At 70.0% G+C, this 26,858-nt stretch carries 23 protein-coding genes and 1 pseudogene; 15 read left to right on the plus strand and 9 right to left on the minus strand.

Translation table 11 applies throughout. The features are described from left to right. Positions 1-154: 154 nt before the first annotated feature. Both ACWFRJ_RS30150 and ACWFRJ_RS30155 read right to left on the minus strand, forming a co-directional pair. A complete protein-coding gene (locus tag ACWFRJ_RS30150; protein ID WP_453537756.1) occupies positions 155-853 on the minus strand; it encodes a response regulator in 699 nt (232 codons plus the stop codon). Continuing rightward, the gene (locus ACWFRJ_RS30155; protein ID WP_453538584.1) at positions 850-2,160 is read right to left on the minus strand and encodes a sensor histidine kinase; all 1,311 of its coding nucleotides are present in this window, start codon (positions 2,158-2,160) and stop codon (positions 850-852) included. The genes ACWFRJ_RS30150 and ACWFRJ_RS30155 overlap by 4 nt, the downstream gene beginning before the upstream one ends. Positions 2,161-2,374: 214 nt before the next feature. Between ACWFRJ_RS30155 and ACWFRJ_RS30160 the strand changes: the two genes are divergently transcribed. The 3 genes from ACWFRJ_RS30160 (at position 2,375) to ACWFRJ_RS30170 (ending at position 6,287) form a co-directional block, all read left to right on the plus strand. Further along, positions 2,375-3,091, plus strand: coding sequence for an ABC transporter ATP-binding protein (locus ACWFRJ_RS30160; protein WP_453537759.1), 717 nt, complete (start codon positions 2,375-2,377; stop codon positions 3,089-3,091). After that, positions 3,088-5,478 carry an ABC transporter permease gene (locus tag ACWFRJ_RS30165; RefSeq protein WP_453537762.1) on the plus strand — a complete coding sequence of 797 codons (2,391 nt, stop codon included), beginning with the start codon at positions 3,088-3,090 and terminating at the stop codon, positions 5,476-5,478. The genes ACWFRJ_RS30160 and ACWFRJ_RS30165 overlap by 4 nt, the downstream gene beginning before the upstream one ends. A gap of 89 nt (positions 5,479-5,567) precedes the next feature. Further along, positions 5,568-6,287 carry a 2-phosphosulfolactate phosphatase gene (locus ACWFRJ_RS30170; RefSeq protein ID WP_453537765.1) on the plus strand — a complete coding sequence of 240 codons (720 nt, stop codon included), beginning with the start codon at positions 5,568-5,570 and terminating at the stop codon, positions 6,285-6,287. A gap of 13 nt (positions 6,288-6,300) precedes the next feature. Here the strand turns inward: ACWFRJ_RS30170 and ACWFRJ_RS30175 are convergent, their stop codons facing one another. After that, positions 6,301-6,594 (minus strand): Atu4866 domain-containing protein, encoded by a 294-nt coding sequence (locus ACWFRJ_RS30175; RefSeq protein WP_453537768.1) that lies wholly within the window; start codon positions 6,592-6,594, stop codon positions 6,301-6,303. A 138-nt stretch (positions 6,595-6,732) separates the two neighbouring features. Here ACWFRJ_RS30175 and ACWFRJ_RS30180 point away from each other — a divergent pair, with 138 nt between their 5' ends. Together ACWFRJ_RS30180 and ACWFRJ_RS30185 are read left to right on the plus strand one after the other, a co-directional pair. Beyond that, the gene (locus ACWFRJ_RS30180; protein ID WP_453537771.1) at positions 6,733-7,581 is read left to right on the plus strand and encodes a helix-turn-helix transcriptional regulator; all 849 of its coding nucleotides are present in this window, start codon (positions 6,733-6,735) and stop codon (positions 7,579-7,581) included. Positions 7,582-7,663: 82 nt separating this feature from the next. Continuing rightward, entirely contained in the window at positions 7,664-8,407 is a 744-nt protein-coding gene (locus ACWFRJ_RS30185) for a VOC family protein (protein WP_453537774.1), read from the plus strand. A 276-nt stretch (positions 8,408-8,683) separates the two neighbouring features. On the opposite strand, the pseudogene ACWFRJ_RS30190 reads toward ACWFRJ_RS30185, so the two are convergent. Then, a pseudogene (locus ACWFRJ_RS30190) lies at positions 8,684-9,639 on the minus strand (alpha/beta hydrolase family protein). 168 nt (positions 9,640-9,807) lie between these two features. On the opposite strand from ACWFRJ_RS30190, the gene ACWFRJ_RS30195 reads away from it, so the two are divergent. The 3 genes from ACWFRJ_RS30195 to ACWFRJ_RS30205 all read left to right on the plus strand — a co-directional run bounded on the left by ACWFRJ_RS30195 (position 9,808) and on the right by ACWFRJ_RS30205 (position 12,389). Next, positions 9,808-10,188, plus strand: a complete 381-nt coding sequence (locus ACWFRJ_RS30195; RefSeq protein WP_453537777.1) for a MerR family transcriptional regulator — start codon at positions 9,808-9,810, stop codon at positions 10,186-10,188. Between the two features lie 96 nt (positions 10,189-10,284). Next, the gene (locus ACWFRJ_RS30200) at positions 10,285-10,656 is read left to right on the plus strand and encodes an SRPBCC family protein (protein WP_453537780.1); all 372 of its coding nucleotides are present in this window, start codon (positions 10,285-10,287) and stop codon (positions 10,654-10,656) included. A gap of 107 nt (positions 10,657-10,763) precedes the next feature. Continuing rightward, on the plus strand, positions 10,764-12,389 hold the full coding sequence (locus ACWFRJ_RS30205; RefSeq protein WP_453537783.1) for an amidase: 1,626 nt from the start codon (positions 10,764-10,766) through the stop codon (positions 12,387-12,389). Positions 12,390-12,402: 13 nt separating this feature from the next. Here ACWFRJ_RS30205 and ACWFRJ_RS30210 read toward each other — a convergent pair whose 3' ends face one another. The 3 genes from ACWFRJ_RS30210 to ACWFRJ_RS30220 all read right to left on the minus strand — a co-directional run bounded on the left by ACWFRJ_RS30210 (position 12,403) and on the right by ACWFRJ_RS30220 (position 15,553). Next, a complete protein-coding gene (locus ACWFRJ_RS30210) occupies positions 12,403-13,164 on the minus strand; it encodes a hypothetical protein (RefSeq protein ID WP_453537786.1) in 762 nt (253 codons plus the stop codon). Between the two features lie 60 nt (positions 13,165-13,224). Continuing rightward, complete coding sequence (locus ACWFRJ_RS30215; protein WP_453537789.1) at positions 13,225-13,761, minus strand: GNAT family N-acetyltransferase; 537 nt, start codon at positions 13,759-13,761, stop codon at positions 13,225-13,227. A 136-nt stretch (positions 13,762-13,897) separates the two neighbouring features. Further along, positions 13,898-15,553 (minus strand): glycine/sarcosine N-methyltransferase, encoded by a 1,656-nt coding sequence (locus tag ACWFRJ_RS30220; protein WP_453537792.1) that lies wholly within the window; start codon positions 15,551-15,553, stop codon positions 13,898-13,900. Positions 15,554-15,925: 372 nt separating this feature from the next. Between ACWFRJ_RS30220 and ACWFRJ_RS30225 the strand changes: the two genes are divergently transcribed. The 4 genes from ACWFRJ_RS30225 (at position 15,926) to ACWFRJ_RS30240 (ending at position 19,821) form a co-directional block, all read left to right on the plus strand. Next, the gene (locus tag ACWFRJ_RS30225) at positions 15,926-17,539 is read left to right on the plus strand and encodes an alpha/beta hydrolase (RefSeq protein WP_453537795.1); all 1,614 of its coding nucleotides are present in this window, start codon (positions 15,926-15,928) and stop codon (positions 17,537-17,539) included. Between the two features lie 60 nt (positions 17,540-17,599). Further along, positions 17,600-18,070, plus strand: a complete 471-nt coding sequence (locus tag ACWFRJ_RS30230; protein WP_453537798.1) for a MarR family winged helix-turn-helix transcriptional regulator — start codon at positions 17,600-17,602, stop codon at positions 18,068-18,070. Beyond that, on the plus strand, positions 18,067-18,969 hold the full coding sequence (locus ACWFRJ_RS30235; RefSeq protein ID WP_453537801.1) for an SDR family NAD(P)-dependent oxidoreductase: 903 nt from the start codon (positions 18,067-18,069) through the stop codon (positions 18,967-18,969). Before ACWFRJ_RS30230 ends, ACWFRJ_RS30235 begins: the two co-directional genes overlap by 4 nt. Positions 18,970-19,050: 81 nt before the next feature. Continuing rightward, positions 19,051-19,821 (plus strand): phytanoyl-CoA dioxygenase family protein, encoded by a 771-nt coding sequence (locus tag ACWFRJ_RS30240; protein ID WP_453537804.1) that lies wholly within the window; start codon positions 19,051-19,053, stop codon positions 19,819-19,821. A gap of 11 nt (positions 19,822-19,832) precedes the next feature. On the opposite strand, the gene ACWFRJ_RS30245 is transcribed toward ACWFRJ_RS30240, so the two are convergent. Then, positions 19,833-21,128, minus strand: a complete 1,296-nt coding sequence (locus ACWFRJ_RS30245; RefSeq protein WP_453537807.1) for a PAS domain S-box protein — start codon at positions 21,126-21,128, stop codon at positions 19,833-19,835. Between the two features lie 313 nt (positions 21,129-21,441). Between ACWFRJ_RS30245 and ACWFRJ_RS30250 the strand changes: the two genes are divergently transcribed. Genes ACWFRJ_RS30250 through ACWFRJ_RS30260 form a run of 3 tightly spaced genes read left to right on the plus strand, consistent with a single transcriptional unit; the run spans position 21,442 to position 26,176 of the window. Next, positions 21,442-22,797 (plus strand): ATP-grasp domain-containing protein, encoded by a 1,356-nt coding sequence (locus tag ACWFRJ_RS30250; RefSeq protein ID WP_453537809.1) that lies wholly within the window; start codon positions 21,442-21,444, stop codon positions 22,795-22,797. Beyond that, positions 22,794-24,803 (plus strand): PEP/pyruvate-binding domain-containing protein, encoded by a 2,010-nt coding sequence (locus tag ACWFRJ_RS30255; RefSeq protein WP_453537812.1) that lies wholly within the window; start codon positions 22,794-22,796, stop codon positions 24,801-24,803. Before ACWFRJ_RS30250 ends, ACWFRJ_RS30255 begins: the two co-directional genes overlap by 4 nt. Continuing rightward, positions 24,800-26,176 carry an MFS transporter gene (locus ACWFRJ_RS30260; protein WP_453537815.1) on the plus strand — a complete coding sequence of 459 codons (1,377 nt, stop codon included), beginning with the start codon at positions 24,800-24,802 and terminating at the stop codon, positions 26,174-26,176. The genes ACWFRJ_RS30255 and ACWFRJ_RS30260 overlap by 4 nt, the downstream gene beginning before the upstream one ends. On the opposite strand, the gene ACWFRJ_RS30265 is transcribed toward ACWFRJ_RS30260, so the two are convergent. Further along, a complete protein-coding gene (locus ACWFRJ_RS30265) occupies positions 26,067-26,705 on the minus strand; it encodes a hypothetical protein (RefSeq protein ID WP_453537818.1) in 639 nt (212 codons plus the stop codon). The genes ACWFRJ_RS30260 and ACWFRJ_RS30265 overlap by 110 nt on opposite strands. Positions 26,706-26,858: the final 153 nt, after the last annotated feature.

The raw sequence follows: 26,858 nt of genomic DNA on the forward strand, positions 1-26,858 counted from the left end.
TTCAAGATCGCTTTGTCATAGCCGGGTAACAGGACCCACCGACATGAAGATGTCGTGGAGACAACTGGCAGATCCCATGAGGCGAGTTGCGGACCGTGCCCGTCCGACTCCCCTGCGCCCTCACGGTCTGGTCGTACTGTCGGCGGTCCACGTCCTACGTCAGCTCGGTGGGCAGTTGGGCGGCCTCATGTGTACCGGCACTGATCAGCCCGGTCTCGTAGGCGACGATGACGGCCTGGACACGGTCACGGAGTCCGAGTTTGGCGAGGATGCGGGCGACGTGGGTTTTGACGGTGGCCTCGGCGAGGTGGAGGCGGGTGGCGAGTTCCGCGTTGCTCAGCCCGCGGGCCAGCAGGCCGAGGACTTCCAGTTCGCGCGGGGTGAGCGAGGCGAGGTCGCGGTGGAGGGCGGCGGTGTCGCTGCCGTGCTGGGCGAACCGCTGGACGAGACGGCGGGTGATGGCGGGCGCGAGGAGAGCGTCGCCGGTGCGGACCGTGCGGACGGCCGAGGCCAGGTGTTCGGGAGTGACGTCCTTGAGGAGGAAGCCGCTGGCCCCGGCGGACAGGGCCGCGTAGACGTACCGGTCGAGGTCGAAGGTGGTCAGGATGATGACGCGGGGTTCGCCGGGGGCGCCGGTGAGAATGCGGCGGGTTGCCTCGAGGCCGTCCATCTCCGGCATCCGGATGTCCATCAGGATCACGTCGGGACGTGTGCGGCGGGCGGCTTCGACCGCTTCGGCTCCGTTGGTCGCCTCGGCGACGACGTCGATGCCGTCGGCACCGAGGATCAACCGGAATCCGGTGCGGACCAGGGTCTGGTCGTCGGCGAGGAGTACACGCAGCGGCTCGGTCACGGTGTCTCCAAGGGGATGAGGGCCTCCACGCGGTAGCCACCGGTCAGGCGTCGGCCGGTGTCCAGGGTTCCGTCGTAGACGGCGAGGCGCTCGCGCAGGCCGATAAGACCCCGGCCGTTCCCGGTCGCCGCGCCCGCGCCCGGGCGTCCACCGGTGTCGGCGATCTCCACCCGCAGCGATTCCGGTCGGCGTTCGAGAGTCACGGAGGCGGTGGCACCGTACGCGTGCTTCACGGTGTTGGTCAGGGCTTCCTGGACCACGCGATAGACGGCGAGCTCGATGCCGGGCGGGATCTCGCGGGGTGGACCGGTCACGGTCAGGTCGACCGGCAGACCCGCGTCCCGTACGCGTCCGACGAGTTTGTCCAGCTGGTCGAGGCCGGGCTGCGGGGCCAAGTCATCGGCTGTGCCCTCCGGGTCGTCGGCTGCGCCCACCGGCTCGCCCTCGCCGTCCATGGTGAGCAGGCCCATGACGTGCCGCAGTTCGGTCATGGCGGCCCGGCCACCGGCCTCGACGGCGAGCAGCGCCTCGCCTGCCTGCTCGGGAGAAGTCTTCATGATCTTCCGGGCGGCGCCCGCCTGAATGACCATCACGCTGACGTTGTGCGTGACGACGTCGTGCAACTCGCGGGCGATCCTCGCGCGTTCGTGCTCGACGGCCCGGTGCAGCGCCTCGGCCTGTTCGCGTTCCAGGGTGGTGAGCCTGGTTCGTCCTTCGTCGGTGCGGAGTTTCCAGGTGCGGAGCCCGAGGGCGGCTCCGGCCATCGGGACCAGGATCAGCAGGGCGATGTACTCGTTGGGGACGATCGGTGTCACCGAGTTCCCCGAGGTGCCGACAAGGAGGACCGACACCGGGAGCGCCGCCAGGGTCGCCGTCCGGTAGGGGCTGTACACGGCGGCGCTGTAGACGGCGATGACGAACGCGTAGAAGGTCAGGCGCAGGACGCTCTGCGGTGTCGCCAGTGTCGCGGCGGTCACGAGACACAGCACGGTGAGCGGGTAGCGGCGGCGCAGCGCGAGGGCGCCGGAGGCGATGGCCGCGAGGGCCACCATGTAGGCCATGCCGTCGGGCCCCGACGGGCGCGGTACGACGTACTCCACGCCGGGCGCGATCTCCCGCACCACCACGTTGTCGGTGTTGTCGATGCCGTAGTAGACGGTGGTGACGGCGAGTGCCAGCGCCACCAGCACGTCGAACTGCCAGGCGCGCCGGGTCAGCCGCAGCGGTGTCCCGCTCGGGCGCCTGGCGTCGTCGGCCGTCCTGCGGACGGCTTCCGCCAGCCCCTCCAGCGTCGTACGTGCGTTCATCACCGGGTCATTGTCGCCGCCGCGCGGGCTCACGGAGTCCGCCGTGGTGGTCATTCCGCTCGCACCGGATACATCACTCGCCTACATCGCAGGGATGACGTTCGGGGGGATCATCCCGGCGCGGTACCGCAAGGGGTCCGGGCGGGCGACGCGCGCGAGCCGGGTCCGCTCCTAGCGTTCACGCAGCCAACTGCCCTTACGCGAGGAGCCCTTCATGACCGTGCCGGTGATCGAACTGCGCGAGGTGAGCCGCCGCTACGACAGCGGTCCGCCCGCTCTGCACGAGGCGTCGCTGACTGTGCGCAGCGGCGAGGCCGTCGCCGTCCTCGGCCCTTCCGGCAGCGGTAAGTCCACCCTGCTCAACCTGATCGCGGGCCTGGACCGGCCGGACACGGGAACCGTGACCGTGGACGGGGTGCGGGTGGATCAGCTGGGCGAAGCCGGATCGGCGCTCTACCGGCGGTCGAAGATCGGCATGGTCTTCCAGTTCTTCAATCTGCTCGACGATCTGACCGTCGCCGACAATGTCGTACTGCCCGCGCGGCTCGCGGGCATGGCACGCGGGGAGGCGGACCGCCGGGCGGCCGAGCTCCTTGAGAACCTCGGCATCGACCGGCACGCCGGCGCCTATCCGGGCCGTCTTTCGGGCGGCGAGCGGCAACGCGTCGCGGTGGCAAGGGCGTTGATGAACCGGCCGCCGCTGCTCCTGGCCGACGAGCCGACCGGAGCCCTGGACACGGCAGCCGGACAGGACGTCAGCAGACTGCTCACCGAGCTCAACGCCGAGGGCCAGACCATCGTCGTCGTCACCCACGACCTGGCCCTTGCCCGCTCCTGCACCACGCGCACGCTGCGGATCGGCGACGGCCGGATCACCGAGGACACCGGGACGCAGAACCTCGTGGACCTCGCTCCGAAGGCCGTGCGATGAGCGCGCTCGGCAAGGTGGTGCGCTCGGGCGTGGGACGACGCCGGGTGCAGACACTGGTGATCGCCCTCGCCACGATGATGGCAGTGGCCGCATCCGTACTCGGCGGATCGCTCCTCGCGATCTCCAGCGCGCCCTTCGACGACGCGTTCGCCGAGCATCAAGGGGCGCACCTGTCCGTCCAGTTCGACGCGGGCGAGGTGAGTACCGGACAGCTGACGAAGTCCAAGGACGCCGAGGGGGTCAGCGGCGCAGCCGGGCCGTTCCGTACGGCCACGGTCACCCCGCGGGCGGACGAGGCGGGCCTCGGGTGGCCGATGACCGTGGCCGGCCGGGGTGATCCCGGCCAAGGCGTGGACGAGGTGACGCTCCTCGACGGACGGTGGCCCACCCGTTCCGGCGAGATCGTCCTGTCGGCCGACGCCTCGCTCATCCCGACCCTGGGCAGGAAGATCGCCTTCTCCCATCTGCCCGACGGGCCGACACTGACGGTGGTCGGCGTCGCCCGCTCGGTCACACGGACCGCCGACGCCTGGGTGGTTCCGTCCCAGATGCCGGCGCTCACCTCGCCCGGCGACGGCGGCTACCAAATGCTCTACCGCTTCACCGCGGCAGGCACCGCCGCACAGATCACCGCGGGCGGCAGAGCAGTGACGGCACCCCTGCCGCCCGGAGCGGCCGTCGGCGAACAGTCCTGGCTCACCGTCAAGAAGACCGCCGAGCAGGACACCGCTCTCTACGTCCCCTTCCTCGTCGCGTTCGGCGCCCTGGGCCTTGTCATGTCGGTGCTCATCGTCGGCAACGTCGTCGCGTCGGCGGTCGGTACGGGAACGCGCCGCATCGGCATCCTCAAGGCCGTCGGCTTCACCCCGGCCCAGGTCGTACGGGCCTACGTGGGCCAGGCGCTGATCCCGGCCGCCGTCGGCACGGCCCTCGGTGTCCTCGCGGGCCACCTGCTCGCCGTCCCCGTACTGGCCGAGACGGAGGAGGTCTACGGCACCTCGTCCCTGGCCATCGCGCCCGGTGTCGACCTGGCGGTGATCGCCGGGGTGCTCGGCCTGGTGGCGGCGACCGCGTGGGCGAGTGCCTGGCGGGCCGGTCGGCTCCGTACGGTAGACGCGCTCGCCGTCGGGCGCAGCGCTTCGGCGGGGCGGGGACGGTGGGCGGCTCGCCTGGCCGGGCGGCTGCCGTTGCCAAGGCCGGTCGCCCTGGGCCTTGCCCGGCCGTTCGCGCGGCCCGCCCGCGCGCTGGCCATGGGCACCGCGATCCTGTTCGGGGCCGTCGCCGTCACCTTCACCGTGGGGATGAGCGCCACGCTCGGCCAGGTGATGAAGGCCAAGTCCCACGACGTGGCCGATGTCGTGGTGCCCGCGCCCATGCCGGACTTCGGCCCCCAAGGCCCCCAGGCCCCCGATCCCGATCCAGCTCCCGATGCCGATGCCGATCCCAAGAAGCAGCGGCCCAAGCCGGATCCCGCCGCGGTCGCCGCGGCCATCAAGGCCGACGCCGGAACCGGGAAGTACTACAGCGCCACGACCGTACGCACGACGGTGTCCGGCCTGCCCGGCACCGTCGACGCGGTCGCCTTCACCGGCGACGCTTCCTGGGGCGGCTACACGATGGTCGCGGGCCGCTGGATCGACAGGCCCGGCGAGGCAGTTGTCCCATCCCCCTTCCTGACCGCCACGGGCACCCGCATCGGTGACACCGTCACTCTCGACGGCATGTCCGAGCCGGTCACGGTGCGGATCGTCGGAGAGGTTCTCGATCCGCGCAACGACGGCATGCAGGTCTTCACCGACTCCTCGACCCTCACGGCAGCCCGCCCCGACCTGACGGAGACGAGCCATCACATCGCGGTCACGCCGGGCACCGACGCCTCCGCCTACGTCGCGACGCTGAACAAGGACTTGTCACCGCTGGGGGTCACCGCTCGGGTCGGCGGGCTCAACGCCGGTGGCGACATGGTCGTCACGCTCAACGCGCTGTCGGCGATCCTCACACTGATGCTGGTCGCCGTCGCCGCACTCGGCGTACTCAACGGCGTACTGCTCGACACCCGCGAGCGGGTCCGGGAGATCGGTGTGCACAAGGCGCTCGGCATGACGCCGCGGCAGACCGTCGCGATGGTCCTCACCTCGGTCTTCGTGACCGGTCTTGTCGCGGGCGCCGTGGGCGTGCCACTCGGCGTGGCCCTGCACGGCTTGGTCATGCCCGCGATGGGCGACAGCGTGGGGCTCCGCTTCCCCGACTCGGTCATGGCCGTCTATCACGGGCCCCAATTGCTCCCGCTCGCACTGGGCGGCCTGCTCATCGCCACCCTGGGGGCGCTCCTGCCCGCGGGCTGGGCCGCCAGGGCCCGAACCGCCACGGCTCTGCGCACCGAATAGATCGATCAGGTTGATGTCATCGATCAGGTCGATGTGACGTCGACGACTCTCCGGCTGCTTCGGGGCGGGCGTGCACGATCATGACCGGCATGGACACTCGTTTCGTTGGCATCACCGACCTGGTCGAGGCCCCGTCCGTGGCGGTCGTGGTCGACGTCATGCGTGCTTTCACCGTGGCCGCCTGGGCTTTTGCCCAGGGGGCGGAGAAGATCGTTCTCGCTGAGTCGCTGGAAGACGCTCTGGCGCTCAAGGCTCGCCACCCGGATCGGGTGGCCCTCAAGGACGGGCCGCCCGCGCCCGGGTTCGACCTGGTCAACTCGCCGGGCCTGCTGCGGTCTGCCGACCTCGGCGGACGAACCGTTGTGCAGAAGACCACGGCGGGTACGGTCGGCGCCCTCGCGGTCAAGGACGCGTCGCTGGTGCTGTGCGCAAGCTTCGTGGTGGCAGAGGCGACGGCTCGGCTCCTGAGGACACGTAGGAGCGACGGTGTCACGTTCGTCGTCACCGGCGAAGACGGACAGGCCGATGAGGATCTGGCGTGCGCTCAGTACGTCGCCCGGAGAGCCACCGGGGATGAGACGGACGCTGCCGGGTTCCTTCGCCGCGCCGCCGAGTCGCGCGCCGCCACCGAGCTGACGGAGGGCGTGCGTCAAGGGGTTCATCCTGATGACGTCGCGCTCTGTCTTGAGCTCGACCGGTTTCCCTTCGCCATGGTGGCGGCGTTGGAGGACTCGCTCATGGTCCTGCGCCCGTGCGCCGCGCCTACTTCTCGGGCGTCTCGGGCAGGGAGTTCGACCGCGGCGGGTTAGTCGGCCTGCTCCGTCACGAGGACTCCGACTCGCGGTACAGCACGAGGTGCTCGTGGTGGAGCACTCCGCCCCGGATGTCGCCCGTGGCCGTGAACCCGGTGTCGTCCACGTAGTCCAGGTGGCTGCCGGACACCGTGTACCGGCCGGTGTACGCGCTGCGCCGGGTGCCCCGGGCCTCGTCGTAGCGGCCGTCCGGCAGCAGTTCCTGGCGGATGTGGCCGTCCGCGGTCACCCACATGCCGACCACGTCGGCGTTCTCGGGCGCGCGGCCGCCGCGGACTGCCTCGGTGTCTCCGTCTCCACTCATGGTGATCTTCCTTCCTCGGGGTGCTGTGATGTCGTACTCCATCGAGTCTGCGCAGGTCGGAAGCGGTCGACCAGGATGTGTGCTGCCTGGGTGCGGCACACCCAGGCACGGCGCGAGGCCGCCGCCTAGCCTGAAGTCATGGACGACAATCACCTGGGAGAGTTCCTGCGCGCGCGCCGCGCCGGCCTGCGGCCGGAGGACGTCGGCATGGCGAGCTACGGCATCCGCAGAGTCGCCGGGCTGCGCCGCGAGGAGGTAGCCGTCCTGGCCGGCATGAACGCCGACTACTACACCCGCCTGGAACAGGGCCGCGAACGCCACCCCTCACCCCAGGTGCTCGACGCCCTCAGCCGCGCACTGCACCTCGACGCCGAGGCACGGGCCCACCTGTACCGGCTGGCCGGGGCCCCACCCCAGGACCGGTCCCCCGCCCACATCACCGAGCAAGTCAGCTCCTCACTGCGCCAGTTGATGGACGGCTACGCCCACACTCCGGCGTTCGTCATGAACCGGAACCTGGACCTCCTCGCCACCAACGCCCTGACCGACGCGCTGTACGCCCCGTTCACCCCGGCGGACAACCTCGCCCGCATGACCTTCCTGGACCCGGCCTGCCAGCACTTCTACGCGGACTGGGAGCGGGCGGCCCAGGCCACTGTCGCCAATCTGCGCCAGGCAGCGGGCTTCGATCCCGACGCCCCCCGGCTACGGGAGCTCGTGGACACCCTCAAGAAACACAGCACGGCCTTTACGCAGCTGTGGCAGGCGCACACCGTGCGCGGCAAGACGCAGGACGCCAAGCACCTCCTCCACCCGGACGTCGGCCCCCTCGCTCTCACCTACCAGTCCTTCGACGTCCGCGAAGCCCCCGGCCAGCAACTCGTCATCTATCACGCCGAACCCGGCGGCCCCAGCGCCCAGGCCCTCGGCCTCCTCGGCTCCCTCCACGCCACGCGGCGTCACACCGAACCCGGTTCCCGCACCTGAGCATTGCGGCCGGTGAGCGGGTTGATCTCTGTTTGGCGACGGCACCCGCGAAAGCCATCGCAGAGTGCATAGGGTCGCCCGCATGGCACTGCGACCCGTAAATGTGAACATGAAGGCTCTTGACGACTCGCTGGTCGGCCAGTTCTGGGCGGAGGCGCTCGGCTGGGGTGTTTCCAGCGAGGCCCCCGGCGTGACCAACGTGGAACCCGGAGGCGGCTTCGTCTGGCCGGACGCGGTCGCCGTCTGCGTCGACGTCGTCACCGTCCCGGAGCCCAAGACGGCGACGAAGAACCGTACGCACCTCGACCTCGCGACCACCTCCGCGGCCCATCAGGCGGAGTTGGTCACACGCCTCCAGACTCTTGGTGCGACGCCCGTCGACGTGGGCCAGGGCGACGTGCCGTGGACGGTCCTCGCCGACCCGGAGGGCAACGAGTTCTGCGTCCTTGAGCCTCGCGAGATCTACCGGGACACCGGGCCGATCGCCGCGGTGGTGATCGACTGCGTGGATCCGCGGGCGATGGCGCGGTTCTGGGACGAGGCGATGGACTGGACCCTGCACGAGGTGACCGACGATCGTGCGGTGCTGCGCTCTGCCAAGGGTGTCGGCCCGTATCTCGAGTTCCTCCGCACACCCGGCGAGAAGACCGTGCCGGACCGCGTTCACATCGACCTCCTTCCGTACCCCGGCGACGACCAAGAGGCGGAGGTGACCCGGCTGCGGGCCCTGGGCGCCACTGATCTCGACCTCGGCCAGGGCGACGTCCCGTGGAAGTGCCTGACAGACCCGGAGCACCACGAGTTCTGCGTCCTGGGCCGCGCCTGACACGGGGCCTCGGCGGCACCCCGGCACGCGAGCAACCCGGCGAACGCGAACTGCCACTGGCCCTACAAGGAACTCGTCGAGTGCTACGGGGGCGGAGTCTTCGACGAGGCCAAGTCACGCGCGGAGACCTTCGCCAACTTGTGGGAAACCCGAACCCAAGCCACCGCAGTTGTTGCGGGGCGACGGGGCGTACGGCCGCATCAACAGGTCACGGGTGAACGGGATTCGGTCGCCAGGCTAGAAGACGGATCACTCCTGCCAACCGAGTGCGCTCTGCTACTTCGACTCCAGCCGCCCCAGTGGGTGGGCACCCTCCGCCAGGGCGGTTCGGGCTGCCGTCCAGTCGGCGTCGGCGGTGTCGGTGACGTGGCGCAGGTACGCGAGGGTGACCTGCTGGATCAGGGCCACGCGCTCGGGGCTCTCGTCGGTGGTCTCCGCCGCCTCGTAGCCGGAGATGCCGCCGAGGAAGTGCTGGCCGCCGAAGAGGGTGAGCAGATGCTTGTCGCCGGAGCTCAGGGTGTACGGGTCGGTCGTCCAGGCCGCTCCCCGGGTGGAGAGCGGGAGTTCGTCCTTGTCCCCGGCGACCACCAGGGTCGGCGCGGCGATGTGGGAGAAGTCCTGGTCCCGCAGCCAGGGCAGGTTGTCGTGGGCGAAGGGGTCAGGCCGTCTCCGCCGCTGCCTGCCGTGGCCAGCAGGATGCTCGCCCGGACCCGGGGATCGGACATGTCTTCCGCGATCCCGGTCCGCGGGTCGACGACGCGCAGACCCACCAGGAGGCCTGCCGTCTGCCCGCCGAAGGAATGCCCGGCCGCGACGACCCGGCGGCGGTCCACTCGCCCGGCCAGGCCGGGTACAGCGGCCTCCAGTGTGTCGAGCTCGTCGAGGACGCGCTTCATGTCCTGGACGCGGTGGCGCCACGACTGAGGCTTGCGGGGGTCGTCCGCGGCGAGGTGCAGCCTCTTGGAGTCGAGATGGGTCGCCTGAATCACCACGAAGCCGTGAGCAGCCCAGTGATCCACCAGCGGTGCGTAACCGTCCAGGTTCGAGCCGAACCCGTGCGCGAAGAGAACGATCGGCAGGTCGTGCCCGGTGGCCGGGGCGGATACGCGTACGTGCAGGTCCTCGCCTCGTTCGGGGGCGGACAGCACGATCGGCTTCACCGCGACGATCGGGGCGGGGGTGGGGACGGAGGCGCCTGTCGCACCGGTCCTCGCATGTGCCGAATTGATCATGGGAGTGCGCTTCTTTCACGTCGTACGGGCTACGGATGGTGCGAGCGGCGGGACGGGGTGAGCGGCCCCGCACGCGAGCTACGCTAAAACCTGACGTCGACGTCAGAGGCAAGCCACAGGCCTCGCCATGTGCGTCACGTACGTCACGTACGTCACGAAGGAGGGAAAATGCGCATCGGGGAACTCGCCACCCGGACCGGCGTCAGCGTCAGGGCCCTGCGTTACTACGAGGAACAGCACCTGCTGACGTCCGAGCGCAGTCCCAGCGGTCAGCGCCACTATCCGCAGAGCGCGGTCGACCAGGTCGAACTGGTCCAGGAGCTCTACGCCGCCGGGCTCTCCAGCAAGACGATCGTGGAGCTGATGCCGTGCGTCGTCGACGGCAACGCCACTCCGGGGCTGCTCGAGCGACTTGCCACCGAGCGCGACCGCATCGACCAGCGCATCGCCGACCTGACACACGCCAGGAACCGGCTCGATTCCGTAGTCTCCGCCGCCACCGACAACCTGGTCACGGGCCGGTCCTGCCGACCTGTCCTACCGACCTGAGGCCACCGCGCAGACCGGACGGGACTGCTCAGCGAGCAACTGCTCAGCAGGCACGAACCGCCCTTCCGCGAGCATGGTGGGAAGGTGAGAAGAACAGTGCGCGCTGTGGGCGCGGCAAGCGTGGATACGGTCTGGCAGCGATATGTACGGACGGCGGCCTGGCCCACGTGGGCTCCGCAGATCCGGGCCGTGGAGGCGGAGGCCGAGCTGCGGGCGGGCATGCGCGGCCGGGTGGTGCCCGTGGTGGGACCCGGCGTCGCCTTCGTCATCGAGGCCGTCGACCATCAGGCCCATACCTGGCGGTGGCGGGTCCAGGCGGGCCCGGTACGCATGCGCCTGTGGCACGCCGTCCGAGCCCGCACTCCGTCCGGCACGGAGACCGACCTGCACATCGACGGCCCCGCGCTGGTCGTGGTGGCGTATGCGCCGCTGGCACAGCGCGCGTTGCGCCGTCTGGTCCAGAGCTGAAGTACCGGCGGCACGGGTGACCGGCGCCGGGCAACCGACCGACCCCGGGTGACGACGTCTCTCCATCCCCTTGCGCCGGACGCTGCCCGTGTAGTCCGCTGATCCGCATGGGGAAGAAGAGCATTGCCGCAATGACCGCCGCCCTTGTCGCGGGGTCCCTTCTCACAGGCGTACCGAGTCCCGGTGCGCAAGCCGCAACTGGCGCGCGAGCCACCGGGCATGGCGCCGACAGCTCAGCACCGCCGACCGGGTCGCCTCTCGCCCCCGGGATCGACCTGGACACCGTGACGATTCCGGAGTTGCAGGCGCGTATGGCCGGCGGTTCGCTGACCTCGTCGAAGCTGACCCGGGCCTACCTGCGGCGGATCGAGGACGTCGATCCCAAGATTCACTCGGTGCTGCGTACCAGCCCGACGGCCCTGCGCCAGGCGGCCGCCAGCGACGCGAGGCACCGGCGCGGCAAGACACTCGGGCCGCTGGACGGCATCCCCGTTCTGCTCAAGGACAACGTGAACACCCGTGACATGCCGACGACGGCCGGGTCGCTCGCCCTCGCCGGGAGCCCGCCCGACACCGATGCGGCGCTGGTGACCCGGCTGCGGAAGGCGGGGGCGGTGATCCTCGGCAAGACCAACCTGTCCGAGTGGGCCAACTTCCGTGCCGCAAAGCCGACTTCGGGGTGGTCGGCGGTGGGCGGCCAGACCAACAACCCGTACGTCCTCGACCGGAATCCGTGCGGTTCCTCCGCCGGTTCGGCCGCCGCGCTCGCCGCGTCGTTGTCGCAGGTGGCGATCGGCACCGAGACGGACGGCTCCATCGTGTGCCCTGCCGGGATGAACGGCATCGTCGGCCACAAGCCAAGCCTCGGCCTGGTCAGCCAGTCGGGTGTGGTGCCGATCTCCGCCGAGCAGGACACGGCAGGGCCGATGGCGCGCAACGTGATCGACACCGCCCTCACGCTTTCGGTGCTGAGCGGTGACAAGGACGCGCGCGGCAAGGGCACACGAGGTGAGAGCGCACGGGGTGACGGTCCCGGCGGCCTCCGCGGCAAGCGGATCGGCCTGTGGCGCCTGCCCTCGCTCGGGTCCGACGTGGACGCGGTGATGACCCGTACGGCCAAGAAGCTGCGCAAGGCCGGAGCCGAGGTCGTCGAGGTGACACCCCCGTACCAGGCGCGGCTCGCCGAACTCGAATTCCCGGCGCTGCTCAGCGAGTTCCACCGGGACATCGACGCCTACCTCGGCACACGTAAAGGACCCCGAAACCTTGCCGAGCTGATCGAGTTCAACCGCGGCCACGCCGAGGAACAGACCTGTTTCGCCGGGCAGGAGCTGTTCGAGCAGGCCCTCGCAGCGCCGCCCACCACCGACCCCGAGTACCGCGCCATGCGAGCCGAGTTGAAGGACCTCTCCCGGCGCTCCATCGACGAGACCATGGCCACCCATCACCTGGACGCCATCGCCGCGCCCACGAACCCGCCCGCCTGGACGACCGACTGCGCGCGCGGCGACAACGACGTCATCCCCTCGTCCACCCCGGCGGCCGTCGCCGGATATCCGTCCCTCTCGGTGCCCGCCGGGTCCGTGGACGAACTGCCGGTCGGCCTGCTCCTGATGGCCGGTGACCACCAGGACCCCGAACTCCTTTCCTTGGGCGCCGCGGTGGAGCACCGGCTGAAGGCCTGGCGAGCACCGCGCTACCTGCCGACGGCCGGGTCCGGCACGCCACGGTGAACACGTAGTTCAGTCACCCTGCGGCGAGCTTCTTCCACTGCGCCCGCGCGACATCGACAGGGAAGGGCATCGCCGCCGGTGAGGTGTCCGCGACGGGATACGTTCGGCTGAAGAAGCCGAGCGTGTGCCCGGAGCGCACGATCAGCACCTTGCGGACGGGGGCGTCAGCGCCCTCCTTGCCGGTGAGCGTGAACCACGCGAATTCGTCGGCGAAATCGAGATGCTGTGGGTCATCCCCCTGAGGGCGGGACTGCACCGGGGTCTGCTCACCGCGGACCGTGGAGGTGAAGCCGGAGCGGCACGCCGTACTGGCAAGGCCCACGTCGTACAGGACCTTCTCCTCACCCTTGCCCTTGCCTTTGCCCTTGTACGACGCCAAGGTCACCGTCGTCTTGACGAGGCCCCCCGCAGCGGGCTTCGCTCCCTTCAGGTTGCCCATCGCGGTGCGCTGCGCCGTGGACGCGGGGTCACCCGGGCTCATGCCGAGCGCCGCCTTGACCTGCACCACGCACTCCGGCCGGCTCGCGCTCACCTCGGAGTCCTCGTACCGGTCGGCCGCTTCCCTGGCGCCCGTCTGGTGATCCGGTACGTCGCTGCCGTCGACCGCGGCGGTCTCGATCTCCCCCGCGGTCAATGTCCTGGCCGGAGCGCTGGTGCTCGGTTCCGGGGCGCCGCCGTCCGAATCGTTGCCGCCGCACGCCGTCAGTGCGCTCAAGGCCACGGTGACGATCATGATGCGCGCCGGTCGGCGCACGACGGTCGCAGTCCTGCTCATGTGCTGTTCGCTCCCCCGTAGTTCCTGCCCGCGAGACCGGGCTCCGCGACAGTCTCCCTGTCACATCGGGAGGGAGAACAGTCGGACCGGCTCCGGAGGCCAGTACGAGTTGTCGCGCAGGGGCGTCACCATGGTCCGCAGCGGCATGCTCACCAGGCGGCTCTCGGGTTGTTCGACGAGTACGTCCTGGTCGAGCAGGTGCCATCCGAGGCGCTGGTACAGCGGCACGAGGTGAGGTCGGCAGAACAGGAGCGCGTGCTGCGGCCCCATCGTGCGCGCGTGCTCAAGTGCCCCTGCGAGGACGAGCCGAGCCAGCCCCTTGCCCTGCATGTCGGGGGCGACGGCCACACCGCCGACGCCGATCACCTCTGTCTCGGCGTCGCCGATCGCGACAGGCAGCCGCAGCAGACCGACGTGTGCCACGAGCCGGTCGCCGTGTCTGATCCCGAAGTGCTCTTCTTTGGGCAGCCAGGCCAAGCCCGCCGCGGCAACGCCGAAGGGGTCGTCACCGTCGCCGAGGATCTCGCCCTGCTCCGTCTTCGTGTAGCGAGCCAGCCGCACCACGGTCGGTGCCGCAGGGGATGGGTTCTCAGACATGGGCCTCAGACTTCGGTGGCACGGAGCGAACAGAGGATCCGAGCATAGAGCCGAGGAACAATGGCCGCCCCCGCCCGCGCGCGGCGGCCCGACGCAGAGCTGTGTCGGCCGCCGCGCGAAAGCGCCGCTCAGCCGCTCACTCGCGCACGAAGTGGAAGATGCCCCACGTCAGGTGTCCGCTGCGGCCCCCGTCGATCCAGTGGCCGAGGCCCTTCTTCATCTGCGTCAGATAGTCGTGGCTGATCTGCCGGGCCAGACCGTCCGCCTCCTGTCGCGCCGTCTCCTCGAGCACGCGTGCGTAGTGCGTGGTCAACTGATCGGCGTGCTCCTCGAAGCCTCGGTCCGTGCCGTCGGCAGGGGTGAAGCCGAGCCTGGTCAACTCCCGCCGGTAGAAACCGGGTGAGCCCATGTCGTCCAGGTGGATGCGGTCGAGGATCGGCTGGAGCACACCCGCCGGGCAGTCGTCCGCGGCCATCGGGTCGGTGAAGATCAGATGGCCGCCCGGCCGGAGCACCCGGGCTATCTCCTCCAGGACCTTGACGCGGTTCCCGCTGTGCAGGAAGGCGTCCTGGGACCAGACGACGTCGACCAGGCCGTCGCCGTACGGGATGTCCTCGAAGGAGCCGTCCACGACGTCGATGCGGTCGGTCAGACCGCGGCCCGCGTTCAGCTCCTTGTGGCGCTGGTTCTCGACCTCGCTCAGGTTGAGCGCGATCACCCGGCAGCCTTGTCCCCCGGCCAGTTGGCGGGCGGAACCGCCGAAGCCCGAGCCGAGGTCGAGGACGACCGACTCCGCGGTCAGCGGCAGTTTGCCCGCCATCCGCTGGACCGTACGGCGGCTGGCGTCCGCGATCGGTTCGCCCGGGGCTTCGTAGAGGCCGATGTGGATGTCCTCGCCGCCCCACACCTTGGCGTAGAAGGTGTCCGCGTCGGGCGAGTTGTAGTAGCTGCGGGCGGTGCCGACCGCGCCGGTGTAGCGGCCGCTCTGCTCGTCCTCCGTGCGGTACTCCTTCTCCGCGACATGGATGAAGAAGTCCGGCTGCTCGCCCCGGTACGTGTGCTGGAAGTCTCCGTACGTCTCCACCCGCTGGAAACCCACGTCCGTCATGAGCTTCCTGGTGTAGTCCTTGCGCAGGGGGAACATGTTGAGGTGGTACACGGAGTCGTCCGGGAACCGGTACCGCATGCGGCACAGCCCCTCGTCGACGTATTCCGGCTCTACGGCGACGTCCTCGCCGCAGTAGTAGTACATGTGCTTGCTGGTGTAGCCGTCGTCCAGCATCGCGTCGTAATTGCGCTGGTCGAGGACCAGAATGCCGTCGTGCTTGAGCATCGCGTAGAACTCGGCGAGCGCTTTGCGGCGGTCGCGCTCCGAGAACAGATGCGTGAAGGAGTTGCCGAGACAGACGATGGCGTCGTATTCACCGTGCACATCGCGGTTGAGCCAGCGCCAGTCGGCCTGGACGACCCGCATGATGTGGCCGCCCCGCTGCATACCGTTCGCGAAGGCCATGGACAGCATCTCGGCACTGCCGTCGGCGCTGACGGTCTCGAATCCCGAGGCGAGCAGGCGCACCGAGTGGAATCCGGTGCCGGTCGCGACGTCGAGGACACTCCGCACACCCCGCTTGCGCAGCAGGTCGACGAAGAACGTCCCCTCGCTCTCCGACCGTTTCTCCCAATCTATGAGTGAGTCCCACTTCTCGACGAAGCTGGGTACGTATTCCTCCGTGTAGTGCCCGGTTTCTCGTACTTCGACAGGGTTGTCGCCGAACTCTTGGGCCGGTTGCACGATGATGGAGAACCCTTCAATTGTGGGGATTCTTCTCTTACATGGCGCTCTTGCGTCGCTCTCATTCAGGATATGACTGGTTCGCCCGGTTGTGTCCGGGCGACGTGGGTCGAGGTGTTGAGGCCATCGCTATCCACCCTCGGAGGCTTCATTCCTGCAAACGCCGTATACATGGCGGAGGTTGACGTGAATCCGAGGCCGTAGATCGTTAAACCCCCGCCTACGACCAGAGGATCATGTGCGGCCGCCCCGTACCTCCCAGGACGGAGGGGACGTGGGTCCGCTCGGCGGATGTTCCCGACGCACGCCACCTGAATGATCGTTCCTGTCCGAACACGCGACTTTGAACACGCGACTCAAAGGAACGATCACGTGCGTAGACGATGTCTGGGGCCCCTGTTGGCCATCAGCGTCACGGCGACGCTGGCTCCCGCGCTCGCCACCTCGACGGCCACTGCGGCTCCGGCCGCCGATCCGTCGGCCGCCTCCCGGTCCACTGCCGCCAAGGGCGCGCTGGACCGATATGCGAAGCAGAAGCCGCAGTGGAAGCGGTGCGACGCCGACTCTCCGGCGGAGTTCAAGTGCGCCACGGTCAAAGTCCCGCTGGACTACCGGAATCCCGGGGGCAAGCGCATCGACCTGGCCATATCCCGGATCAGGAGCACCGCGCCCGACAAGCGGCACGGTGTCCTGTTCTCCAACCCCGGCGGCCCGGGAATGCAAGGGCGCTACATGCCGATGAGCATGGGCGACAGGCTTCCCGAGTCCGCGCGGCTGAAGTACGACCTCATCGGCTTCGACCCTCGCGGGGTGGGAGAGAGCAGCCCGGTCTCCTGCGATCTGAAGCCGGAGGAGGAGAACTGGCTGCGGCCGTACAAGAAGGAGACGTTCGACAAGGACGTCGCCTGGGCGCGCGGCGTAGCGAACAAGTGCGAGGAGAAGGCGGGCAGCACACTCCGGCACATCACCACGCGCAACACCGCGCGCGACATGGACCTGCTCCGGGCGATCCTCGGCGAGAAGAAGATCTCGTACGTGGGCACTTCGTACGGCACCTACCTGGGCTCCGTCTACACCCAGCTCTTCCCGCGCCGGGCCGACCGGTTCGTACTGGACAGCGCGGTCGATCCGGCGCACGCCTGGCGAGGGATGATGCGGTGGTGGGCGGCGGGCGCCGAGCCCGCGTTCGACCGGTGGACGGAGTGGGCCGCCGAGCGTTCACGGAAGTACGGCCTCGGCGACACCCCGAAGAAGGTCGAACGGACCGTGTGGGACCTGGTCGCGCAGGCCGACGAGAAACCCATCGAGGTGGACGGGAAGCCGACCACCGGTGATGACATCCGCAGCGGAATGCGCGAGGCGGTGTACACCCCTGAGGCCGCCACCGAGGGGGTCGTGGAGCTGAAGAAGGCCGCGGCCGGCAAGCCCGCCTCCGCGAAGAAGCTCACGGCGTTCGACGGGTCCGAGGAGACCGGAACCGGGGCCGGGGCGGAAGGCGCCGCCGTCGACGCTGCCGCAGTGCCGTCCGACAACACGATGGCGAGCCTCTGGGCCGTGGTGTGCGGCGACAACTCGGCCGCGTGGTCGCGCGATCCCGAGAGCTACCGCAAGGACGCCATCGAGGACAAGGCCCGTTACCCGCTCTTCGGTGACTTCGTGTCCAGCGTCAAGCCCTGTGCGTTCTGGGACAAGTCAGTGGAACCGGCGACCGAGGTGAACAACAAGGCCGGCTCCCTGATCGTCCAGAACGAATGGGACCCGCAGACCCCGTTGCCCAGCGGTCAGGCCCTGCACGCCGACCTGACGGGATCGAGAATGGTCACCGTCCTCGGCGGCGAGGGCCACGGCGTCTACCCGAACGGCAACGCGTGCACGGACGGCGCGGTCAACGACTACCTCCTCACCGGCAAGCTCCCGGCGAAGGACGTGACCTGCCACGCGACGGCCTCCTCGAACACGGAGGCACGGAAGAACCAGCTCAAGTGACCCACACCCCCAAACTGCATGGATTTTCCCATGATTGGATTCTCCATGTAGTTTGGGGGCATGGACGATCGGCAACTGACCGAAGAGCTGCACGACTACCTGTTCGCGATCCGCACCCAGGTGCACACCGAGCTCAAGGAGCTGGCCCGGGAAGCGGGCCTTACCGACACGCAGACCGATGCGCTGTGGAGGTTGAGTCGCGGGCACGAGATGACCGCTCGCCGCCTGGCCGACCTCTTGCAGTGCGACGCCTCGACCGCCACGGCGATGATCGACCGGCTGGAGAAGCGCGGCCTGGTCCGCCGTGTGCCCCACCCCGTCGACCGCCGCGCGAAAGTCATCCAGCTCACCCCCGAGGGGTGCGCGCTGCGCGATCGCGTCATCGGGCACACCACCGAGCACTCCCCCTTCGCCCGCCTCGACCACGAGAACAGGCTGCGCCTGCACACGCTTCTCCGCGAAGTGATCGACGGCCCCCCGCCCGCCGTCGGCGTCGAGGACAAGGACACCGTGAAGGGGGAACAGCGATGAGCGGCAGCGGGACCGCGGTCGTCACGGGAGGATCCTCCGGCCTCGGCCTGGTGACGGCGCGTCACCTGGTCGAGGCCGGTCGGAGCGTCGTACTGATCGGCCGGGACACGAAGCGCACCCGGGCCGCCGCCGACAGCCTGCGCGTCCTGGCCCCCGCGGGCAGTGCCGCGGCACCGCCGATGACGTACACCGCAGACCTCGAACAGTGGTCGCAGGTACGGGCGCTGGCAGCGGAACTGGCCGCCGACGGCCGCCCGGTGGACGTCCTCATCAACAACGCGGGGGCTGCGTTCCCCCGGTACGAGCAGACACCGGACGGCGTGGAACGCACCTACGCACTCAATCACCACGCCCCGTTCCTGCTCACCCACGCCCTCCTTGCCGAAGGGGCGCTCACGCCCGAAGCCCGGATCATCAACATGTCCTCGTTCGTGGAGAAGCGCGGCAAGCTGGACGCCGCCGATCCGGATGTCGCGGGAACGTCGTGGAGCAACAAGCGCTTCTACCACCAGATCAACGTCTACGCGACGAGCAAGCTCGTAAGCCTCCTGGCCGCACGAGAACTCGCGCACCGCCTGCCCGAGGGCATGAGCCTGTACAACGCCAATCCCGGCATGGTCAAGGGCACCGCGATGAACAGCAACGCCGGCGGCCTGATGCGGCTGACCGCCCCACTGTTCCGTCCGTTCTCCATCACCCCGGACGAAGGCGTGCGGACACCGGTCTGGCTCGCCGGCGCCTCGCCCGCACCGCGCCCCAGCGGCGGCTTCTTCAGCGAGTCCCGGCCGGACACCCCTTCGCGTCCGGCCCTGAACGACGCTCTCGCCCACGCCGTCTACACCAGAACCGCGGCCCTCCTCGGGGTCGCCCCTCTCGCGAGGCGACCGTCAGGTCGATGATCCGGAGGGCTCGGCACACCCGACAAAGGCGGTGCGGAAAGTGTCGGGTGACGGGGAGCCGTGTCGCCGCACGATGGGCGCATGGACGACACGACCTTGGTATCCCGCTTCCTCCGCGACGGCTTCGTCAAGCTGGAGGGCGCCGTCGCGCCGCGCGTGGCCGCCGACTGCGCGCGGCTGCTGTGGCGCGAGACGGGCGCGTCCCCAGACGATCCGGCGACGTGGACGCAGCCCGTGCACTGGGTGGCCGGCCTGGCGCAGGGCCCGTTCGCCGCCGCACCCAACTCCCCTGCCCTGCACCGCGCGTACGACATCCTCGTGGGCGCGGAACGCTGGGAGCCGCGCTACTCGCTCGGTACGTTCCCGCTGCGTTTCCCGCACGAGGAGGAGCCGGACGACGCGGGCTGGCACATCGAGGGGAGCTATCTGCCCGAGGGCGAGAGCTGGTACTTCACCAATCTGCGCTCCCGGGGCCGGGCGCTGCTCATGCTGTTCCTGTTCAGCGAGGTCGGTGAACAGGACGCCCCGACCCGGATCCGTGTCGGCTCGCACCTCGACGTACCGAAGGTCCTTGAGAAGTACGAGGAGGACGGGGCCGACGGGCTGACTCTTGCTCCCGGTCTGGTGGCGGCGTCCGACCACCGGCCGCTCGCCCTCGCCACCGGCTCCCCGGGCGACGTCTTCCTGTGCCACCCGTTCCTGGTGCACGCGGCGCAGCCGCACCACGGGACACGGCCGCGCTTCATGGCCCAGCCGCCGCTGATGCCGGCCGCGCCGTACGAACTGGACCGGGCCGACGGCGCGTACTCACCCGTGGAGATCGCGATCCGGCGAGGCCTCGGACGGGGCTGATTCCGTGCTCGTCAGACGGTGCTGAGCGGATGAGCCGCCGTCGCTGAACGCGGGGGCCAGGCGCGGGGAGCGAGGATGCCGAGGACATAGGCGCGGGCGACGAGCGCGGGGCGGGTCGCGGCGCCCAGGAGTTGCCGCAGGCGGCTGAGGTGGTAGTCGACCGTCTGCCGGGACAGTTGCAGCGAGGTGGCGATCTCGCCGTTGCTGCTGCCTTCCGCCAGGAGGGAGAGGATGCGGATCTGCGCGGCGGTCAGCGACGGATGGGCCTCGTGGGCGAGGCTCTGGTGGGTGACGACGGCCCAGACGTGCCGGGCACGGGCGGCGGAATGGCCGATCGTCGTCAGATGGAGCTGCGTCCGGCGATGCAGCCCCTGGGCGTCGACGAGCACCGCGGATGTCTCCACTCTTCTGACGCGGCGCGCTATCAGGCCCTTCCACCTGCGGTGCAGCCGGTCGAGGTCGGGCTCGGGGGCGAGCAGGGTGTGTGCGCGGCGGCCGACCAGGTCGGGCAGGCTGAGGCGGAACAGTTCGGCGGCCGCCGCGCTCGCCTCGACCACGCGTCCGTTCGCCGAGAGCAGCGCACAGGGCAGGCCGCTGTGGTCGCGCAGGGCCCGCAGGTTCTCCTCGGCCTCCTGGCGCTGGACCGTGGCGCGCAGATGGTCGGTGACATCCACGTAGATCCCCGCGACGCAGGTCTGCGCGTTCTCCCGTACGGGGAAACGGTGGCCCACCGCCCGGCCCGCGCTGCCGTCCTGGCGCCGGTAGCCGAGGGTGTGGCGCACCGCCGTCCCCCGCGTGAGGATCTCCTGGTCGAGGGCGCGGAACTGGTCGGCGTCGGCGGGCGCGTCGAAGTCCTCGATGTGCTTGCCGACGACGTGCTCCGGAACGGTGCCGTAAAGGTGTGCGTAGGCGTGGTTGGCCCACAGGTAGCGTCCGTCACAGTCCCGGATGAAGGCAGCGGCCGGGGCGAGGTCCACGAGTTCCGCGAAGGCCGCGTACCGGCGCGGGGCCGCCGCTCGGGCGTCGACCTCCACCGCGAGGCCGCGTGTACGGCTGTGGACACCGTCCTCGTCCAGGGGCCAACTGACGTCGAAGGTACGGCCGTCGAACCGCGCCTGCCAGCGGCCCTCATCCGGCGGGTGCCCCGGTGCCGAGAGTTCCTGGCGCATCCGGTCCAGGAAACGCTGCGCGGTGCCCGTGTCGGCGAAGGCGCCGCCTCCCCGCTCAAGGACCTGCCACGGCTCGTCGACTTCCCACCAGAACACGGGAAGGTGCTCGAGCAGTGCCTTGAGGCTGGAATCGTCCACAGCGGTCTCCGTCCGTATGCGACTGGCTGACGCGCAGTCACAGCGCATTGGATATCCAGCCCGGCCCCGCGCATGCCCGGTTCTCGGCCGATGTCCCGAATTGGAGGTAGGCCCGGGGGACGCGTAACGGCGTGCGACTCAGGCATTTGCCTGAGTCGCGGGGGCCCGGAGTGGCGCTGCGGACCCCCTGACACCTGGTCCCCTTGAGTGAGCGGGTGAACACGCCCCGCCACATCCCAGAAGCCAGACCCCCAGAAGCCCAGCCCCCCCCCCGGATGAATGGAGACGAACTTCAGTGAGCAAGGTGCTGTTAGTGCATGCCAAGGGTGGTCCGCCGCTCGGCCACGTCCTGTCCAGGACGGCCGCGAAGGCGGAAGTACACCTGCTGGCGCTCAGCGCTCTTCCTCCTGCCGTGGAAGGCCCCGCCCGGAGACTGTGCGCCTCGGTCGTGACGCCTTCCGACGCGCAGCGCTCCGACCTGGTGTCCCTGATCGTCTCGAAGGCCAAGGCTGCGGGCGCGGACGCGGTTCTCACCTTCTCCGAGTACGCGGTCGTGGCCGTCGCCGAGGCGTGCGAGGCACTCGGCCTCGCCGGGGCGGGCAGCGCCGCCGCGCTCGCCCGCGACAAGCGGCTGATGCGGCGCACCTGGCAGGAACACGGCCTGCCGCAGCCGGAGTTCCGTCCCGTCGCCACGGAGGCGGAGCTGCACGCGGCGGCTCAGTCGCTGCCCTGCCCGCTGCTCCTCAAGGCGGCCTGGAGTGCCGGGTCCACCGCGCATCAGATCATCCTCTCCCCGCAAGAGGCGTCCGCCGCCTGGGACCGGTCCCGTGAAGTGATGGTCGAGTCGGCGCAGTTGGGGTACGCGGAGCTTCATGTGGCCGAGGCCGAAGCGGACTTCGTGGTCGAACAGATCGTGACCGGCACCGCGTCGGCCTGGTTCGACGAGCCCGGCTGGGGCGACTACGTCAGCGTCGAGGGCGTCGTGGTGGACGGCACCTTTCACCCGGTCTGCCTCAGCGGCCGGATGCCGACCATCGAGCCGTTCACCGAGCGCGCGGGCATCACCCCCGCCCTGCTCCCCCAGGACGCCCAGGACCGGATCGTGGATCTCGCGCGCCGTGCCGTCGACGCCCTCGGCCTGCGCGACTGCGGGACCCACACCGAGATCAAGCTCGGCGCGGACGGCAGCATGTGGCTGATCGAGACGGCCGCCCGGTTCGGCGGCGCGATGACGGTGCCCCAGATCGAGGAGGTCTTCGGACTCGACCTCGTCGGCATGCTCGTCGACCACCTCATCGGGCGCCCGGTCCAGTGGCCCGGACAGGCTCTGACCCCGGCGCAGGCACGCGGCGCGGCAGGCTCCCTCGTCGTCCTCGCGGTCGACGGCAGGGGCGAGGCCTGGCAGGACCGCAGGGTCTGGGACTTCCCCGCGGTCTCGGCGCGTGTGCCCCTCAGCCGGGGCAGCGAACTGTCGGTGGTCGAGGAGAGTTCGCTCGCCGACGGCAGCACCGTGCCGGTCTACGACCCTGCCGCGGGCGCCAACACCATGGCGGCCCTGTGTCTGCTGTCCGCCGCCGATCCGCGTACGGTCCTCCGCGACTTCGAGACCCTGGTGGACGCCCTGCCCCGGGTACTGCCCGCCGCGCGACCCGAGAAGGTCTCCGCATGAGCGCCCAGTTGCTCGCCGGCGCCGCCGAACCGGCCACCGACCGCACGGTCGTCGGCGAGAACCTCTCCCTGCCGCTCTTCCGCACGCTCTCCGGAGTCCTGGCAGGGCACCCCTACCTCAAGGTCGTCGTCGACCGTGCCGAGAACACCTGGCACCTGCTCGACACCGCCGCGCACCCCTTCCACGTCAACTACATCGCCACCCGCGTCCTCGGCATGGAACTCGCCGCCCTCGACGCGGATCTGGACGCGTTCAACGCCTCCGTCTACATGGACCCCGGGCGCCGCTTCCTGCTCGGCGTCCTGTCCCTGCACACGGAACAGGAAGCGGAGGGCCGCGAGCGTACGTTCCTCGTCCTGGAGACGACCGAGGCCGACACGATGCACGGTGAACTCCTCGATTTCTTCTACGAGTTCGTACGCGCCCGGGTCGACGGCAGGCTTCCGCTGCTGCTCAAGCCCGCCAACCACGGTCAGGAGGAGGCGCTTGCCGCCATCAGCGAACTGCGCGTGCCGCGCATCCTGAGCCATGAACTCTTCGGCTCAAGGACCCGGACACCGCTCAACGCGGGCGAGGCCACCGGGCGTCTGCGGTTCTTCCCGACGCACGAGGAGTACGCGGCGGCCGAGGCCGGGCTCGGCTGGGCGGACATCGTGGCCATGCCGTGCCTGCCTGACGACGTGCCCCGGGTGGCCGGATTCCTCAACACCGCGCCGATCACGCCGCTTTCGCACACCAACGTCCTCGCCTCCGGCTGGGGCATACCCAACGCGATCGTGCGCGACCTGGAACAGCTCGTCGAGAAGGACGGCCTGGACGGCGCGTGGGTCCGCTACCGGGTGCGCGAGGACGAGATATCCCTGGAACGCCTCGACCACGAGCCGTCTCTGCACGCTCCGGCCTGGCACCAGCAGCGCATCCGCCTCGAACCGCCCCTGCTCGAAGACGCTCCCGTACTGGCCCTGCACCGGCTGCGCGGCGCCGACCGCGACCGGTACGGCACCAAGGCGGCCAACCTCGGCGAGCTGCACCACGTACTCGACAGCCGTACGGCCGACCTGACCGCCTTCTACGGGCGGCCACGGCCGCCGCGCGACGACCTCTTCGGGCACCTGGCGGCCCGCCTCGGCCTGAGTGCGCCCACCGCCGGTGAACTCCGCACCAGAGCAGCCGAGTTCGTGGCCGAAGCAGTAGGAGCCCCGGAGGGTGTCGCCCTCCCCTTCGCGCTCCAGCAGCGCTTCCTCGCCTCGTCCCCCGCACTCCAGCAGGGCATCGGCAAGCTCAAGATGGCACTCGAACTCGACGCCACCGACGTCCTTGACTCGCTCTGCCTGCAGCTCCAGCACCTGATCCGGAGCACGCCCGTCCCCGATTCGGTCACCCGGCAGATCAGCCAGGCCTTTCCCGCCGCCGCGGACTCGCGCGGACGCCTGGTGGTGCGCTCCTCGTCCAACGCCGAGGACCTTCCCGGATTCTCCGCGGCCGGTGTCTACGACTCCGTCACCACCGTCCGCGGCACCGGTCAACTCCTGGACGCCGTACGCCAGGTGTGGGCGTCCTTGGTGTCGCCCCGCAGCGTGCGCCTGCGCCACCAGGTCGGCATCTCCCTCGACGACACCTACATGGGCGTGATCATCCAGGAGTACGTGCCCGCCTCACTCGGCGGCGTCCTGGTGACCTGTAACCCGACCCGCCGCGAGGACTTCCGCAACGTCTACCTCAACTGCTCCCCCGGCTCCCCGGAGCAGGTGGTCGACGGTTCGGTCCTGCCGCAGCAGTACCTGTACAACACCGTGGAGGGCGGCGGGCGCACCGTCGCCCTGGGCTCCTGGAGCGACGGACTTCCCGCCGCCACCCGCGCCCGCCTCGCCGATCTGTCCCTGACCGGGCGGCTCCTCCAGTCCCACTTCAGCGAATCCGATGTGGACAAACCGCTGGACATCGAGTGGCTGATGACCGAGCGGGGCGACTTCCGCCTGGTCCAGATCCGCCCGTACGCGCTGTGAGGCCGCGCTCAAGGCGACCGGCGGCGGATACCGGCCTGACAGCCACCGCCCGCCGCGTCATCCACCTCAACTACGGCTTCCAGCTGCTGTTCAACCTGCTGTGGTGGATGCCGGTGTTCTACGCCTACCAGAAGGCTGCCGGTCTCTCGGACGGGCAGATCTTCGGCATCCAGAGCATCTACTACGTGGCCTTCTGCCTGTTCGAGATCCCGACCGGCCTCATCGCCGACCGGATCGGCACCCGCAACTGCCTGCGGGCCGGAGCCGTGGTCATGACGGCGGCGAACCTGGCTCCGGTGGTCAGCGCCTCCTACACCGGTTTCCTCGTCCACTTCCTCGCCATCGCCGCGGGCCGTTCCCTCACGTCTGGAGCGGCGAGCGCCTATCTGTACGACGGTCTGCGGGCAGAGAAGTGCGACGAGCACTACCTGAAGGCGGAGGGCACCGCGCGGGCCCTGGGCCTCGCGGCGAAGGTCGTGTGCTGGCCGCTTGTCGGGCCCTTGATGGCCGTCGCCCACTCGGCTCCGTACGTGCTCAGTGCCGCGAGCGCGGCGGGCTCGCTCGCCTGCGCCGTCGCGCTGCCCCGGCTCGCGGGGCCGGGCGGCAGTAAGGGGAAGGCGGCGGACCGGGTGGAGGGAAGGCGCAGGCGCGGCGCGTTCCTGCGGGACGCGGGCTCGGCACTGCGCCTTGTCGCCTCCTCGCGGTGGCTGGCCCTGGTGATGGTGCAGGGCGTGGCGCTCTTCACGCTGTCCCGGATCTGCCAGGTCAACCTCTTCCAGCCGATCCTCATCGACCACGGCATCGCGGAGGCCTCGCACGGCGGGGTCCTTGCCGCGATGACGGTGGCGGAGGCGGTGGCATCGGCCCGCCCCCAGTGGCTGAGCCGTCGTCTGTCACCCGTCGCCTGGGTCTCGGTCCTCAGCCTGGCGCTCGCGGGCACCTTGGCGGCCATGACGGTCGGCGGGCCGTGGGTCGTCGTCGCGCTTCTCTGCCTGTTCGCCGCCGCGACGGGCTTCGCGTACCCCGTCCAGCGCAAGCTGGTGAACGACGCGGTGCCCGCCGACGCCCCGCGCGCCACGCTCCTCTCGATCGAGAGCATCGTGGACCGCGGAGTGTGCGCACTGGCGGCGGTCGCCGCCGGCGCGTATCTCTCCGCAGGGAATCTGGACGCCCTGCTGTGGCACAGTGCGCTCGCGACGGCGGTACTCCTCGGGGCCTTCCAACTCCTCGTACGGCAGCGGGCCCGGCGCGTGCGGACTTCGGTCAGCCGGAACGACGGCCGAGAAGTTCGACCAACTGGACCGGGAGGAACGCGGGCCGGTGGACCTGGCCGACCTGGTACGACACGAAGCCCAGCGAGGAGGCCACGTTGATCTCCTCGGCCGTCTCCGCCTGGTAGACGACCCGGCAGCGGCCCGAGTCGCCCTTCGCCCGCTGCCAGAGAGTGGGAGCCGGTTTGCGTTCGGCCTCGGTCCGCGGAGTGCGGATCCGGTCGCCGAAGTCCTTCCAGGCGAAGGGCACGGCACCCTGCCACGTGGCGTCGACCTCCTTCTTCAGCCTGGCGGCACGCTCGGCGTCGGTCGTGCCCCAGGAGGCCGGAACATTGGTGATCAGACCGACTCTGATGTGCCGTTCACGCAGGGCCCGCAGGTAGGAGGCAGCGCCGGGCTGATAGGCGGTGCTTCCCTCGTCGTCGGTGTGCACGAGGGTCTCGCCCAGGTCGAAGTACACGATGGGGCAGGCGCGTTCGGTACCCGCGCGCGCGAGGGTGGCCGTTCCCTTCGCGCCGCTCGCGTCTGCGGGTACGGCCGCACTCGACGTGGCGCAGAGCACGGTCGACACCAGGGCTGCGCCCAGTGCGAGGCTCACACGGGCCGAGCCCTTCGAGACGGATCTGTTCATGGAGTCGTCGCCCTTCTCCTTGCGCACCACGAGCGTGCGCGCATGTCCCGTGGCTCTTTCTACGGCCGGTTCGCTGGTCTACCTCGCTCTACCCCTGAACACCACGCGGCACTCGGGTCCCGTGGTGCCGTGCCCACTCGGGGAGCGGGCACG

Source organism: Streptomyces sp. NPDC055239 (genome assembly GCF_053606205.1).

Coding starts and splice junctions, on each gene's coding strand:
- ACWFRJ_RS30155 (WP_453538584.1), bottom strand. CDS start 2,160: ATGAACGCACGTACGACGCTGGAGGGGCTGGCGGAAGCCGTCCGCAGG.
- ACWFRJ_RS30160 (WP_453537759.1), top strand. CDS start 2,375: ATGACCGTGCCGGTGATCGAACTGCGCGAGGTGAGCCGCCGCTACGAC.
- ACWFRJ_RS30165 (WP_453537762.1), top strand. CDS start 3,088: ATGAGCGCGCTCGGCAAGGTGGTGCGCTCGGGCGTGGGACGACGCCGG.
- ACWFRJ_RS30170 (WP_453537765.1), top strand. CDS start 5,568: ATGGACACTCGTTTCGTTGGCATCACCGACCTGGTCGAGGCCCCGTCC.
- ACWFRJ_RS30175 (WP_453537768.1), bottom strand. CDS start 6,594: ATGAGTGGAGACGGAGACACCGAGGCAGTCCGCGGCGGCCGCGCGCCC.
- ACWFRJ_RS30180 (WP_453537771.1), top strand. CDS start 6,733: ATGGACGACAATCACCTGGGAGAGTTCCTGCGCGCGCGCCGCGCCGGC.
- ACWFRJ_RS30185 (WP_453537774.1), top strand. CDS start 7,664: ATGGCACTGCGACCCGTAAATGTGAACATGAAGGCTCTTGACGACTCG.
- ACWFRJ_RS30195 (WP_453537777.1), top strand. CDS start 9,808: ATGCGCATCGGGGAACTCGCCACCCGGACCGGCGTCAGCGTCAGGGCC.
- ACWFRJ_RS30205 (WP_453537783.1), top strand. CDS start 10,764: ATGGGGAAGAAGAGCATTGCCGCAATGACCGCCGCCCTTGTCGCGGGG.
- ACWFRJ_RS30210 (WP_453537786.1), bottom strand. CDS start 13,164: ATGAGCAGGACTGCGACCGTCGTGCGCCGACCGGCGCGCATCATGATC.
- ACWFRJ_RS30215 (WP_453537789.1), bottom strand. CDS start 13,761: ATGTCTGAGAACCCATCCCCTGCGGCACCGACCGTGGTGCGGCTGGCT.
- ACWFRJ_RS30230 (WP_453537798.1), top strand. CDS start 17,600: ATGGACGATCGGCAACTGACCGAAGAGCTGCACGACTACCTGTTCGCG.
- ACWFRJ_RS30235 (WP_453537801.1), top strand. CDS start 18,067: ATGAGCGGCAGCGGGACCGCGGTCGTCACGGGAGGATCCTCCGGCCTC.
- ACWFRJ_RS30240 (WP_453537804.1), top strand. CDS start 19,051: ATGGACGACACGACCTTGGTATCCCGCTTCCTCCGCGACGGCTTCGTC.
- ACWFRJ_RS30255 (WP_453537812.1), top strand. CDS start 22,794: ATGAGCGCCCAGTTGCTCGCCGGCGCCGCCGAACCGGCCACCGACCGC.
- ACWFRJ_RS30265 (WP_453537818.1), bottom strand. CDS start 26,705: ATGAACAGATCCGTCTCGAAGGGCTCGGCCCGTGTGAGCCTCGCACTG.